The sequence below is a fragment of the Arthrobacter sp. ZGTC131 genome (assembly GCF_002929275.1).
Classification (GTDB): Bacteria; Actinomycetota; Actinomycetes; order Actinomycetales; family Micrococcaceae; genus Arthrobacter.
Genome location: NZ_PJIK01000008.1, coordinates 203,731 through 216,420, shown reverse-complemented (window position 1 = coordinate 216,420; position 12,690 = coordinate 203,731). Strand labels below are relative to the sequence as shown.

The window sequence follows — 12,690 nt, the reverse complement described above, 5'->3', positions numbered from 1 at the left end:
CAGCGCTGGGCGGACAAGGGCTGGCTGAAGCGCCCGTCCTTCCGGATGTTCGGCGCCCCCTACACCGGCTACCTCTCGCTGCTGTTCCTGGTGGGCGTGCTGGTCATGGTGTTCATCGACTCCCCGCTCACGCTGCTGGTGACCCTCGTGGCCTGCGCCCTCATGGTGGCCGGCTGGTACGCCTGCCGGAAGCGGATCCACGAAATCGCCGAAACCCGCGAGGGCTTCACGGGGACGTCTCCCGTGGTCGCAAACCGGACTCCAATCCGGTAGCAAGTCCCGCGGCCGTCCCGGTTTCCGGTGGCGCGGACCGCATCTAACCCCACCTGAGCGCCCGGTGAGCGCGAACGGACACTTGAGACCCCGGATTTGTGGGCCCCAAGTGTCCGTTCGCGCTTAGGCCGGATTCCTGAACCACGGCCGCACCGGGGGTCCCTGACCACGGAACCCGGGTACCGCCGTCGTTCCTTAAATCCTCTTGACGCATGAAGTCCACAGGTCTACCGTCAGCCCCGTCCCGATATTCAACGGCGATTCAATTCAGGGAGTGTCATCATGCCGGAATTCATGGATGTCCATCGCAATATGGCAGGAATTACCAAAGAGGACCTGCAAACGGCCCATGATGCCGACCTTGCGATTCAGGGCGAGGAAGAGGTCGAATTCAAAAGTGCCTGGGCAGATCCCGAGGCCGGAGTTGTCTACTGCCTGTCGGAGGCCCCTTCTGCGGACGCGGTGAGGCGCATTCACGAGCGCACCGGCCACCCCGCGGATGAGGTGCACCCCGTCCCGATAAGGGTCTGAACCAACAAATTCCGGCATTTCTGCACCGCTTTATGCCGCTGCCGGGCACACACGTGCTGTGGTTTCGGGCCTCTGCGCCCGGGCCGCGCGCGTAAGTGGTGCAGAAATGCCAGAGTTTCCTGTGCGACAGGCCGCTTCTGGCCACAATCGGCCTACGATTGAGGAATCCGGGGGCGCGCAACGCCGCATGCGCCCGGACGTCGAAGGACCGGGACCAATGGACGTCGTCGTCATCGAAACCCCGCAGCTGGGGGACCGCAGCTATTTGGTCCATGACGGCCGTGTCGGGCTGGTGATCGACGCCCAGCGGGACACGGACCGGATCGAGGAAGCCGCGCGCCAGGCGGGCGTGGAGATCACCCACGTCGCCGAGACCCACGTTCACAACGACTACGTCACGGGCGGACTGATCCTGGCCCGTGCGCACGGCGCAAGGTACCTGGTCAACGCCGCGGATCCGGTGGCGTTTGAACGCGAGCTCATCACGGACGGGCAGTCGGTGCAGATCGGCGGGCTCTCGCTCAGGGCCGTGGCCACCCCCGGCCACACCCACACCCACCTGGCCTATGTGGTGACGGACGGGAGCACGCAGGCGGTCTTCTCCGGGGGCAGCCTGCTCTACGGTTCCGTGGGCCGCACGGATCTTCTCGGCCCTGCTGACACAGCCGGACTCGCCCGGGACCAGTACGCCTCGGTGCGCCGGCTGGCCGATGAGGCCGGACCTGATGCCGCCCTGTTCCCGACCCACGGCTTCGGGTCGTTCTGCTCGATCGGCCCGGCGGCGAGTGCAGCGGAGTCCACCATCCGGGAGCAGCGCGCCACCAACCACGCGCTGACCGATCCGGACCCCGAGCATTTCGTGGCCGAACTGATGGCCAACCTCACCGCCTATCCCTCCTATTACGCACACATGGCCCCCATCAACATGACCGGCCCCGAGCCCGCGGACCTGAGCCTGCCGGAGTCCTTGGATGCCGCTGAACTCACCGGCCGGCTGGCCAGGGGCGAGTGGGTGGTGGATCTCCGCCGCCGGGTGCTGTTCGCGAGCAGCCACCTGCAAGGGACCGTGAGCTTCGAATACGGGTCCGGGTCCAGCTTCAGTTCGTACCTCGGCTGGGTCCTTCCGTGGGGAGAGAAGCTGACGCTCGTGGGCGACCGCAGGGATCTGCGGAACGCCATCCGGGACCTCTCCCGCATCGGCATCGACCACCCGGACGCCGCGTTCGGCAGCGAGCCCCAGGTACTCGCACCAGCGGCCCCGGTCGCCTCCTATCCCCGCGCCGGGTGGGCCGCCGTCGTCGCCGAAAAGCCGGACGGCGAGACAGTGTTGGATGTCCGGCGGACGGAGGAGTTCGCCGCCTCCCACGTGGCGGACGCGGTCAACGTCCCGCTGCACGAACTGCTGGGACGCCTGGGCGAGCTGCCGTCCGGCAGGATCTGGGTGCACTGCAATTCCGGATACCGGGCCGGCGTGGCGGCCAGCCTGCTGCAGCGGGCGGGGAGGGACGTGGTGCACATCGATGCCCGGGTCCGGGACGCCGCCGCGGCGGGAGTCCAGATGCACCTGCAACCCGCGCAGCGACTCTGAGCGGCTTAGCAAGGATCGGCATTTCAAAGGAGAACGGTGATGGATGCTGAAGGCAAAGTGGTTGTGGGCGTTGACGGCTCGGAGTCCTCCATAGAGGCGCTGCGCTTCGCGGCCCGGGTGGCGCCCGCCCTGGACGCCCGGGTCCACGCGGTGGGCTGCTGGCATTTTCCCGAGATGTACGCCGGGTATGTGCCGCCGGACTTCGACGCGTTTGAGGCCTCCGCCGCCAAAGTACTGGCGGAAGCCATCGACAAGGCCTACGGGCCGGACGCTCCCGAGGGCCTGACCACCGAACTGGTGCGCGGGCCCGCACCGGAGAAGCTGGTGGAGGCCGGCGCCGGAGCGCGGATGCTGGTGGTGGGACGCAGGGGCCACGGCGGCTTCCTGGGCCTGCACCTGGGGTCCGTTAGCTCGGCCTGCGTGGCGCATGCCGACTGCCCGGTCCTGGTGATGCATGAGAAGGAAAATCACCGCCAACACCGTCTCTGGAGGGGCTCCAAGGCCAAGAGCGACGGGACCGCCAAGCCCTGACCGGGTTGGGTGAGGCCGGTCCGCGTAACGCAACGCCGCCGCAACCCCCTGCCCGGCCGGTTCGCATATGCTCAGCAGACAGGCTCAAACTGGCTCAGCGACGAACCATCCGGGAGACACTTCATGACCAACTGGCGGATCAGGGATTTCCACTCAGCGGACCTGGACGGCATCCTGCACCTCTGGGAGTCGTTGAAGGCCACCAACGTTGAACCCGTCTACGCGCTCTCCGAGGTGCTGGCGTCCTGCGAAAAGGACCACGCCGTCGTGGCCGTGCAGGGCGATCAGGTGGTGGGCGCCGCCATCGGACGCGCCGCGCACGACCAGGGCTGGATCGTCTTCCTGGCCACGCTGCCGGAATACCGCGGCCGCGGGATCGGCACCTCCCTGCTGGCCGCCGTCGAAAACCGGATGGCGCCGCACGGGCTGAACAAGCTCTCCGCGCTCATGCCGGAGTCGGAAACCCGGGTGGAGGCCTTCCTGAGCCGGGGGTTCATGCTCAAGAAAAACCTGCGCTACTTCGAGCGCACCATCCCCGTCCAGCGCCAGGAGCTTGAGCCGCTGGGCCTGCTGGGCGGCCGGATCCTGGCCCGGGACCTGTGGGAGAACGTGGCCGGCATGCGCCGCGAGAAGGAGCTGCTGGAACGCCGGCTGGTGCTGCCCCTCGCCGAAGCGGACCTCGCGGACGAGTACGGCGTGGTGCCGCCGCGCGCCGTGGTGCTGTTCGGCCCGCCCGGCACCGGCAAGACCACCTTCGCCAAGGCGATCGCTTCCCGGCTGGAATGGCCGTTCGTGGAGGTCTTCCCCTCCCGGCTGGCTTCCGACCCCAAGGGTCTGGCCGGCGCGCTGCGTGAAACGTTCCTCGAAATCGCCGAGCTGGAGCACGCCGTGGTGTTCATCGACGAAGTGGAGGAGATCGCCTCGCAGCGCTCGGGCGAGCCGCCGTCCCCGCTGCAGGGCGTCACCAACGAGCTCCTCAAGATCATCCCGGCCTTCCGTGAACAGCCCGGGCGCCTGCTGGTCTGCGCCACCAACTTCATCCGCGCCCTGGACTCTGCCTTCCTGCGCCACGGCCGGTTCGACTACGTCATCCCCATCGGCCTCCCCGACCGGCAGGCCCGCGAGGCCATGTGGCAGCGTTTCATCCCCGCCGCCGTGGTGGACGACGTCGACGTGGAGCTTTTGGTGGAGCGCACCGAAGGCTTCTCCCCGGCGGACATCGAGTACGCCGCCCGCAGCGCCTCCCAGCGCGCGCTGGAGAAGGCAGTGTACGACGACGGCGGGCTGGCTTCCGGTGGCACCGTGGCAGTCCGCGAGGCCGTCCGGAAGGGCCCCGCGACCCAGGACTACCTCGACGCCATCGCGGACACCCGGACCACCGTCAGCGACGAGGTGCACGAAATCTTCCTCGAGGACATCGAGGCGCTGGGCCGGGTGTAGTTCCGCCCCGCCGCCGCTTCGACGGTTCCGTGCCCACTAGACGTCGGCCAGCGTCCAGCGGGGAACGCTTCCATCGAAATGGCCGCGGGAGGGGGTAGCCGTGATCCTGTTCCTGACCGTTGTGGGCTGGCCTGGACCGTGGTGTACGCCGAGGCTGTCCGGCTTGGCTTCCGCGACCGCACCTATGCCATCCCGGCGGCGGCCCTGGGCCTGAACTTCGCCTGGGAGGTCGTCCACGCCTCGCATTCCATAGCGACCGGGATCTCCGTGCAAGGCGTCTTCAACATTGTGTGGGGGCTGGCCGACGTCCTGATCGTGTATACGTTCCTCAGGTTCGGCCAGGCCGAGCTGCCGCCGTGGGTCACGCGGCGGCTCTTCATCGGCTGGGCGCTGCTGCTTGGCGCCATGGCCTTCGCGGTGCAGCTGCTGTTCGTGGTGGAGTTCGGCTGGGACGACGCCGCCCGCTACGCCGCGTTCCTGCAGAATCTGCTGATGTCCGGCCTGTTCATCGCGATGTTCGTGGGCCGCCGTGGCAGCCGGGGACAGTCGCTCGTGTGGCGGGCACGGACTGTCCCGGTGGTTACCGCTCCCGTCTCTTTGTGACCTGCTCCGGGCGGAGCTGGAGCCACTGCGTGCTCCGGCGGTATTCTTTGAGCCATGTCCAACAATCGCCTCCGGCATGCCGTTGCCCGCATGGGCGGGCGCGACCCGCATGAGCAGCACCGTGCCGCCACCCCGCTGGAGCTGTTCTTCGACCTGACGTTTGTCATTGCTTTCGGAGTCGCGGGAAGCCAGTTCGCCCACGAGATCGCGGCGGCCCACTTCGGTGCCGGGCTGCTGGCCTTCTCCTTCGCGATGTTCGCCGTCATCTGGGCCTGGATCAACTTCACCTGGTTTGCCAGCGCCTACGACACCGACGACTGGGTCTTCCGGGTGGTCACCCTGATCCAGCTGCTTGGCGTGCTCATTCTCGCCATGGGGATCGAGCCGCTGTTCCACTCGTTGGTGGAGGGCGACCACGTGGACAACGCCGTGATCGTGGGCGGCTACGTGATCATGCGCCTTGCCCTGGTGTTCCAGTGGCTGCGCGCGGGGCAGCAGGACCCGGCCCGCCGGCAGACCTGCCGACGCTACGCAACCTACCTTGGCGTAGTGCAGCTCGGCTGGATCGCGGTGCTGGTCATTCAGGCCGACCTGGTGACGACTATCCTGATGACCGTCCCCCTCTACGTGCTGGAAATGGCCACGCCCTACGTCGCGGAGCGCTCAATGCGGACCCCGTGGCACGCGCACCACATCGCCGAGCGCTACGGGCTACTCGCCATCATCGCCCTCGGCGAATGCCTGATCGGTGCGATCGAAACCCTCCGCGCCATCGTGGCAAACCATGGCTGGAGCGTCGATGCGGCGCTCGTGGGGTTCGGCGGCACGGCCTTGGCCTTCGGAATGTGGTGGATCTACTTCATGTTGCCCGCAGGCAGCGCGCTCCACCTTCAGCGGCACCGCTCCTTCTTCTTCGGCTACGGGCACATCCCGATCTTCGCTGCCATCGCCGCGACAGGCGCAGGACTGCATGTGGCCGCCTACTACATCGACCACGAGGCTCATATCAGTGCCGCCGTGGCGGTTGCCAGCATCGCGGTACCGGTAGCACTGTTCAAACTCTCCCTGACGTGGCTCTTCAGCGTCATGATCTGCGTGGACCGCACCGTCATTGCCGTTGCCGCCGGAGTGGTGGTGGTGCTTGCCGGCACCGTCGCCCTCGCCGAAGCCGGGGTTTCCGTGCCCGTCTGCCTGATGGTGATTGTCCTGGCTCTTGGCGCATCGATCGTCATTGATGAGCGCCGCGGCACTGAGCGGCTGGCCGCCGCGTTGGAGCACGTGGAACGCAGGGCTACCGGGGCGGGGCCGGCAGGGTGACCACGATTTTCCCCTTGGCATGCCCCTGCTCCAGGGCTGCGAAGGCGTCGGCGATGCTGGCGAACGGATACTCGCTGTCGATGACAGGCTGAAACTTCCCTTCATCCACCAGCGCGGCGAGGAAGCGCAGGTCATCGGCGCTGGGATGCATGAAGAGGTAACGGTAGCCAACGCCCGCCCGCTTTGCCCGCAGCCGGAGCGGAAGGCTGATGGCCCAGAAGAGCGCCGCGACCCAGCCGGGAGCGGCCAGGTCCTTCCGCGCGGTCAGTGGCTCGGGGACTCCGGCGATCGACACCACCATGCCGCCCGGTTTGAGGATCCGGAAAGACTCCTTCAGCGTTTCGCCGCCCACCAGATCCAGCACGGCGTCATAGTCCTGAAGTTCGTCGGCGAAGCTCTTCCGCGTGTAGTCGATCACCCGGTCCGCGCCCAGCCTCCGCACCAGTTCGTCGCCGCGCGGAGACGCCGTGGTGGTCACCTCGGCGCCGAAGTGCTTGGCCAGCTGGATTGCCAGCGTTCCCACGCCCCCAGCGCCGCCGGAGATAAAGAGCCTGGTGCCTTTCCGGACGGAGAGTTCGTCGCGCAGGGCCTGCAATGCCGTCAGACCGGCCAGCGGCAGTCCTGCAGCTTCGCTGAATTCCAGCGAGACCGGCATGGGGGCGACCATCCCCTGCTGTACGCACACAAGTTCCGCAAAAGCGCCGAGGGTGGACTTGTCCACGCGCGCATACACGCGGTCCCCGACGTCGAATCCGGTGGCTCCGGGGCCCACGGCGTCCACCGTGCCAGCCACCTCGCAGCCGGCAATGATGGGAAGCCGGTATCCGCTGATGACCCGCAGCTTTCCCTGCCGCAGCTTGTAGTCGACCGGGTTAAGCCCGGCGGCACCCACCCGGATCCGCAGTTCGCCGGGTCCTGGACACGGTTCGGGGACGTCCCGGAGCTCCATGGCGTCTGCCGCTCCGTACCGGGTGAGGACGTAGGCGAGCACGGCTAGTCCTTGGGTGCTCCGTCCGGCTCGGCGGCCTCGTCCGGTTCGTCCAGCACAGGCCCGGCTAGCGGTTCCCGCCCGGCCTGCGGGGCATCTTCGTAGGAGAGATTCTCGTAGTCGGTGTCGTCCTCCTCGTCCAGGCGGTCGTCCAGTTCCTCGAGCAGCCAAGGGTTCACCCTCGCCAGGATCATCCGGATCTCGGCCTCCGGAACGGCGGCGTACAGGACCGGACGGGCGTCGGCATAGCGGGTCACGGGCGGCCTCTCCGGCCACTTCTCGGCCAGGGCCTTCACGCGTTCGGGCAGGGAATTGTGCGCGTTGTCGGCGATTTTCACCAGGGCAGCGTCATGGTCCTGGGCGATGAAGCGGATGCCTTCCTGATAATCGTCGGGGTTGTCGTGGAGCCGCTTGGTGACCCGTTCGATGATGCCCACCGCCCGCTCCGAGACGCCCATGTCCAGCAGCGCCTGCCGTGTCATGGGCGTGTCCTCGGCGATGTCGTGGAGGTACCCGGCGATCCGGATGTCGTCGTCGAAATCGGCGAGCGCATCACCGACCGCAATAACGTGCTCGCGGTACGGGCGCTTGAGCTTGTCCTTCTGGCGGTTGTGCGCCACTTCGGCAAGGACCTTGGCGGTCTCTACTGTGAAGCGTGGTTGCGGCAATCCTTGTTCTGGCATGCATTCAGCGTACCCACCGCCACAAACTACACGCCCTGCCACACCCACGGATCCCGCGGCAGGGCCGCGGGATGGAACGAATCGAGCGCCGTCTCCAAGGACCCGCCGGGCAGGCCCAGCGATTCAAGGATGGTCCGGCGGACGGCGTCAGCGGGAATCCCGACGGCGGCGAGGTCGGCCAGCGTCACCGCGCCGTCCCGCTTGGCCAGCCGCGCGCCGTCGGCGTTCACCACCAGCGGGACGTGCGCATATTCTGGAACCGGCATATGCAGGAGGGAGGCGAGATATGCCTGCCGCGGCGTGGACGGCAGGAGGTCGTCACCGCGGACCACCTGGTCGATGCCTTGGTCGGCATCGTCCACCACCACGGCGAGGTTGTAGGCCGTCACGCCATCGTTGCGGCGGAGCACGAAATCGTCCACCAAGCCCGCGTAGGTGCCGTGAAGTGTGTCATCGACCGCCCACTCCGTGACCGAAGAACGCAACCGGATGGCAGCGGGGCGGGTGGACCGTTTGAACTCGAGTTCCGCCGTCGACAGCTCCCTGCAGGTCCCCGGGTAGGCGCCCTGCGGCGCATGCGGCGCGGACGGCGCCTCCTGGATCTCCCGCCGGGTGCAGAAGCACTCGTACGTGAGCCCCGCCGCCGCGAGGTCGCTGATCGCGGCCGTATAGAGCGGCTCACGGTCGGTTTGGCGGACGACGGCGCCGTCCCAGGTCACGCCGACGGCCGCCAGATCGCGGAGCTGCTCGGCCTCCGCCCCCGCGCGGGCACGGTCCAGGTCTTCGATGCGCAGCAGGAACCGCCGGCCGGTGGAACGGGCGAAGAGCCACGCAAGGATAGCCGTCCGGAGGTTGCCGACGTGCAGCTCACCGGACGGGCTGGGGGCGAATCGGCCAGCGCTGGTCATGCCCTCCAGCCTATGCCGAACAACACAAGAGCCCCTCAGCTACCGCGCGCTCCGGCGGATGGCCGGGGCTCGGTGGCTCAGGGGCTCTTGCCGTGCCGGTTCCGGGCTTCAGGGCTCCGTTCCCGGAGTTCCGTCCCTCAAAACCTGGCACTGCTTAGCGGAAAGACGATGCGTGAACAAGTGTCAATCAGCGGCGGCTTCCTTGCGGGAAGCGTGGTCCAGGGGCCGGGTGGTGTGCCGGGGTCCTGTAGCCTGCGGGCATTGGCGGTGGCCGCTGCCTTGTTGCCATAATTTGAGCAGAAGTCCTACAGTTGGCGCAACGGACAACCTCCCGGATGGTCAATCTGACTAACTCCAGCGTCCTTGATCGGCAGGAAGTGATCAGATTGCAGCAACTCGACGCCACCGACCGACGGATCCTCGCCGCCCTCGACGACGATCCGCGGGTGCCCATCATGGTGCTGGCCCAGCGCCTCGGCCTGGCCCGAGGAACCGTCCAGTCGCGTCTGGAGCGGATGACGGCGTCTGGCGCGCTCCGTCCCAACAGCAGCCGCGTGCTTCCCGCCGCCCTTGGCCGCGGCGTGGCGGCGGCGGTGAGCGCTGAACTGGACCAGAGTCACCTCAACGAGGCCATCGCCGCTCTCCGCGAGATCCCGGAAGTGCTGGAGTGCCATGCCCCGGCCGGGGATACCGATCTCCTGATCCGAGTGGTGGCCACCAGCCCGGATGACCTTTACCGGGTTTCCGAGGAGATCCGGCTGTGCCCCGGGATCGTGCGGACGTCCACCAGCATGTTCCTGCGCGAGGTGATTCCCTACCGGACCACGGGCCTTTTAGGCGATTAACGCGCGGCGGTCGGCGCGCCACTCCGATCTTGCGCAAATCATTGGATAAAACTGCGGATATTCTGCCGGGAGTCCTGCGCTGCCGGCTGTAGCCTGATCCTGCATCAGTTGCGGCGCCCGTTACCGTCAGCCGATGCGTCCTCCATCCCAGGGTCTCCGCCAGGGTTCGGTCTCAATAAGGGAACTCCATGCGCTCATTCTCCCGTTCAGTCGCCGCTGCGACCGGACTGCTGGTACTCGCCGCCGGGCTGGTTGCCCTCCCGGCCAGCCCGTCGCTTGCGGCGTCCGATCCGGCAGTGGACGGTCCCGCCGCGCAGTTCGTCGAAGGCACCCCGCACGGGGACCACATGTTCGAATCCGCCCCGGGCGTGCCCATGGACGGTCTTCCCAGTGGTACGGCGCTCCAGACGGAGGCCGGCGGGACCGCCGCTGCGGCCATGAGCGTCAAGCTGGTCATCGCCACGTTAGTAGACAACCGGTCCAAGGTGGACATGGCTGCCGCCGAACGTGCAGTGGCTGCATCCAGCAACTACTGGAAGGCGATGTCCAACGGCCGCATCTCCATGACTGTCACCGAACGCGCCACGTGGAATTCGCCCACGGCAAAGTCCACAGACTCGTACTACTCCATGATCAACAAGATCACCAATGAGCTGAAGTGGACCTACGGCACCAACAGGGCATTGGTCGTCTTCGTTCCGACTGCCACGCTCTCCGACGGCGCCCTGGGCGCCGGCTACAGCAGCAACGGCAACAGCGGACGTGTCCTGATGCCCCAGATCGGCAGCTACACCAACAGCGTGATCGCCCACGAGTTCGGCCACGTTCTGGGGTCGATGCATGCTGACGCGCTGCAGTGCAACAGCGGCGCCTCCGACGTGGGCACCACCAGCACGGGGCAGTTCACCGATTCCTCCTGCTACATCCGCGAATACGGCGACACGGCCGATCTCATGGGCGCATCGCACCCGAGCATGCCGGTGATCAGCTCCCCCTTCTGGGACTGGCGGGGCCTGGGCTTCGGCACCGAAATCCGGGATCTCGGTGTTGCTGCCGGCGTGAAAACCTACACCCTGAAACCATGGGGCGGAACCGCCGCCGGCCGTGCGGTCAAGTTCACCGATCCGGTCAGCAGGGAGGTCTACTACCTTGAGCTGAGGCAGCCGGCCGGGTACGACTCCTACCTTTCCTCTGGATCGGCAGGCAACCGGGGCGTGAAGATCGTCCAGCGCGGCGGGGCAACGTCGGCGTCCTCCCTGGCCCTGATGCCGTCCACCATTCCGTTCAGCGGCTACTACAGCCCCAACCACGCATGGCAGGCCGGCCGCACGTTCACCACCCACGCCGGGACGCGCGTGACCATCAACACCGTCACGGCGACTTCAGCCACGGTGACCATCAACGCGGACCTGGCGCTGCGCACCAAGATCCAGTTCTCCGCCGGTGACTTCAACGGCGACGGCCGCGCTGACGCGATCTCCCGGGAAGCGGACGGTTCGCTGCTGATGCTCCCGGGCCAGGTCGGAAACAAGCTGGGTGCGCCGGTCAGGATCGGCACCGGGTGGAACATCTTCAACACCGTCTTCGGCGACGGCGACTTCAGCGGCGACGGCAAGGGTGACCTCATTGCGCGGTCCTCCGACGGCGCCCTGTGGCTGTATCCCGGCAACGGAACCGGCGGTTTCCAGGCACGGAAGCAGATCGGGGCCGGCTGGAACATCTTCAGTCGCATCATTGCGGCCGGCGATTTCGACGGCGACAGGCGCCGGGACCTGCTCGGCGTGCGCACCGACGGATCATTGTGGCTCTACCCGGGCAGCGGGACCGGCGGCTTCCTTCCGGCGAAGCAGGTGGGGGCAGGCTGGCAGGGATTCACTGCCGTCGCAGCGGCCGGCGGACTCACCGGCGGGGCCCCCGGCCTGCTGGCACGGAGCAGCGACGGCACCGTATACCTGTACCCGGGCACCGGGACCGGCGGATTCCTGGCCCGCACCACCCTGGCGACCGGCTGGAACGCCGCAGCCGACCTGATGGGCGGACACGACTTCACCGCCGACGGCCACACGGACGTCCTCGTTGCCAGCAAGACCGGCGCCCTGATGGCGTACCCCGGAAACGGCGGCGGCGGCTTCGCGGCCAAGCTGAAGATCGGCGCCGGCTGGAACGTGTTCAACCAGGTCTGGGAGGCCGGCGACTTCGATGGCGACGGCAAGCCGGATGTCCTGGCCCGCTCCGCCGAAGGCGCGTTGAGGCTTTACTCCGGAAACGGTTCCGGCGGATTCCGTGGCGCCCGCCAGATCGGCGGCGGCTGGCAGGTCTTCGACCAGGTGCTCTCCGCTGGCAACTTCAACGGCGCAGGCGGCCCGGACCTGGTGGCCAGGAAGCCGGACGGCTCGCTCTGGCTCTACCCGACCGACGGGAAAGGAACCTTCCAGACCCCCAAGAGGATCGGCAGCGGCTGGAACATTTTCACGCGGATGCTGGCCCCGGGTGACTTCTCCGGCGACGGACGCAACGACATCATCGGCCAGACCGCGGACGGCAAGCTCTGGCTGTATCCGGGCAACGGGACCGGCGGCTTCCTGACTCGCAAGCAGATCGGCTCCGGCTGGGGCGGCTTTGACCAGGTAATTGCGGCAAACGACTTCAACGGTGACGGCAAAGCCGACATCATGGCCCGCGCCGCGGACGGCAACCTCTGGCTCTACCCCGGCAACGGAGCCTCCGGATTCCTTTCCCGCAGGCACCTCGGTACCGGCTGGAACGCCTTCCAGTCCATGGTCAGCGTGGGCCGGTTCGCCGGAACAGCCAACCCGAACGTCCTCACCACGGCGGCCGACGGGACCCTCTGGCTCCACGCGGGCACCGGAACGGGGTCCTTCCAGAACGTTGTCCTGAATCCCCGCTGAGCCCGGGGCTGACAACAAACGGGCCGGCCGCGGAAGTCACCTTCCGCGGCCGGCCGCATTTAAGCCAGGCTCCC

The 12,690-nt window shown here is 67.4% G+C and carries 11 protein-coding genes and 1 pseudogene; 9 read left to right on the top strand and 3 right to left on the bottom strand.

What is annotated here, in order from left to right:
• The 7 genes and pseudogenes from CXQ90_RS12355 to CXQ90_RS12325 form a co-directional block, all read left to right on the top strand.
• Positions 1-273 (top strand): annotated as a pseudogene (locus tag CXQ90_RS12355) (L-asparagine permease); the annotation flags it as partial.
• Positions 274-555: 282 nt separating this feature from the next.
• Positions 556-804 carry an SCO4226 family nickel-binding protein gene (locus tag CXQ90_RS12350; protein WP_104139484.1) on the top strand — a complete coding sequence of 83 codons (249 nt, stop codon included), beginning with the start codon at positions 556-558 and terminating at the stop codon, positions 802-804.
• A 217-nt stretch (positions 805-1,021) separates the two neighbouring features.
• Positions 1,022-2,392: a rhodanese-like domain-containing protein gene (locus CXQ90_RS12345; RefSeq protein WP_104139508.1), complete on the top strand. Its 1,371-nt coding sequence runs from the start codon at positions 1,022-1,024 to the stop codon at positions 2,390-2,392.
• 39 nt (positions 2,393-2,431) lie between these two features.
• Positions 2,432-2,923, top strand: a complete 492-nt coding sequence (locus CXQ90_RS12340; protein ID WP_104139483.1) for a universal stress protein — start codon at positions 2,432-2,434, stop codon at positions 2,921-2,923.
• A 123-nt stretch (positions 2,924-3,046) separates the two neighbouring features.
• Positions 3,047-4,363 (top strand): ATP-binding protein, encoded by a 1,317-nt coding sequence (locus CXQ90_RS12335; protein WP_104139481.1) that lies wholly within the window; start codon positions 3,047-3,049, stop codon positions 4,361-4,363.
• A gap of 138 nt (positions 4,364-4,501) precedes the next feature.
• Positions 4,502-4,966 carry a hypothetical protein gene (locus CXQ90_RS12330; RefSeq protein WP_146068893.1) on the top strand — a complete coding sequence of 155 codons (465 nt, stop codon included), beginning with the start codon at positions 4,502-4,504 and terminating at the stop codon, positions 4,964-4,966.
• Positions 4,967-5,020: 54 nt separating this feature from the next.
• Positions 5,021-6,283, top strand: a complete 1,263-nt coding sequence (locus CXQ90_RS12325) for a low temperature requirement protein A (RefSeq protein WP_104139478.1) — start codon at positions 5,021-5,023, stop codon at positions 6,281-6,283.
• Here the strand turns inward: CXQ90_RS12325 and CXQ90_RS12320 are convergent.
• From CXQ90_RS12320 to gluQRS, 3 genes are read right to left on the bottom strand one after another with little or no spacing between them, the layout of a single operon-like run.
• Complete coding sequence (locus tag CXQ90_RS12320) at positions 6,258-7,274, bottom strand: NADP-dependent oxidoreductase (protein ID WP_104139477.1); 1,017 nt, start codon at positions 7,272-7,274, stop codon at positions 6,258-6,260. The genes CXQ90_RS12325 and CXQ90_RS12320 overlap by 26 nt on opposite strands.
• 2 nt (positions 7,275-7,276) lie before the next feature.
• Positions 7,277-7,954, bottom strand: coding sequence for a phosphohydrolase (locus CXQ90_RS12315; protein WP_258064512.1), 678 nt, complete (start codon positions 7,952-7,954; stop codon positions 7,277-7,279).
• Between the two features lie 26 nt (positions 7,955-7,980).
• Positions 7,981-8,862, bottom strand: a complete 882-nt coding sequence (gluQRS, locus tag CXQ90_RS12310; RefSeq protein ID WP_104139475.1) for a tRNA glutamyl-Q(34) synthetase GluQRS — start codon at positions 8,860-8,862, stop codon at positions 7,981-7,983.
• Between the two features lie 335 nt (positions 8,863-9,197).
• Between gluQRS and CXQ90_RS12305 the strand changes: the two genes are divergently transcribed.
• Together CXQ90_RS12305 and CXQ90_RS12300 are read left to right on the top strand one after the other, a co-directional pair.
• On the top strand, positions 9,198-9,707 hold the full coding sequence (locus CXQ90_RS12305) for an Lrp/AsnC family transcriptional regulator (protein WP_181038543.1): 510 nt from the start codon (positions 9,198-9,200) through the stop codon (positions 9,705-9,707).
• A gap of 188 nt (positions 9,708-9,895) precedes the next feature.
• Positions 9,896-12,616, top strand: coding sequence for an FG-GAP-like repeat-containing protein (locus CXQ90_RS12300; RefSeq protein ID WP_104139474.1), 2,721 nt, complete (start codon positions 9,896-9,898; stop codon positions 12,614-12,616).
• Positions 12,617-12,690 lie beyond the last annotated feature (74 nt).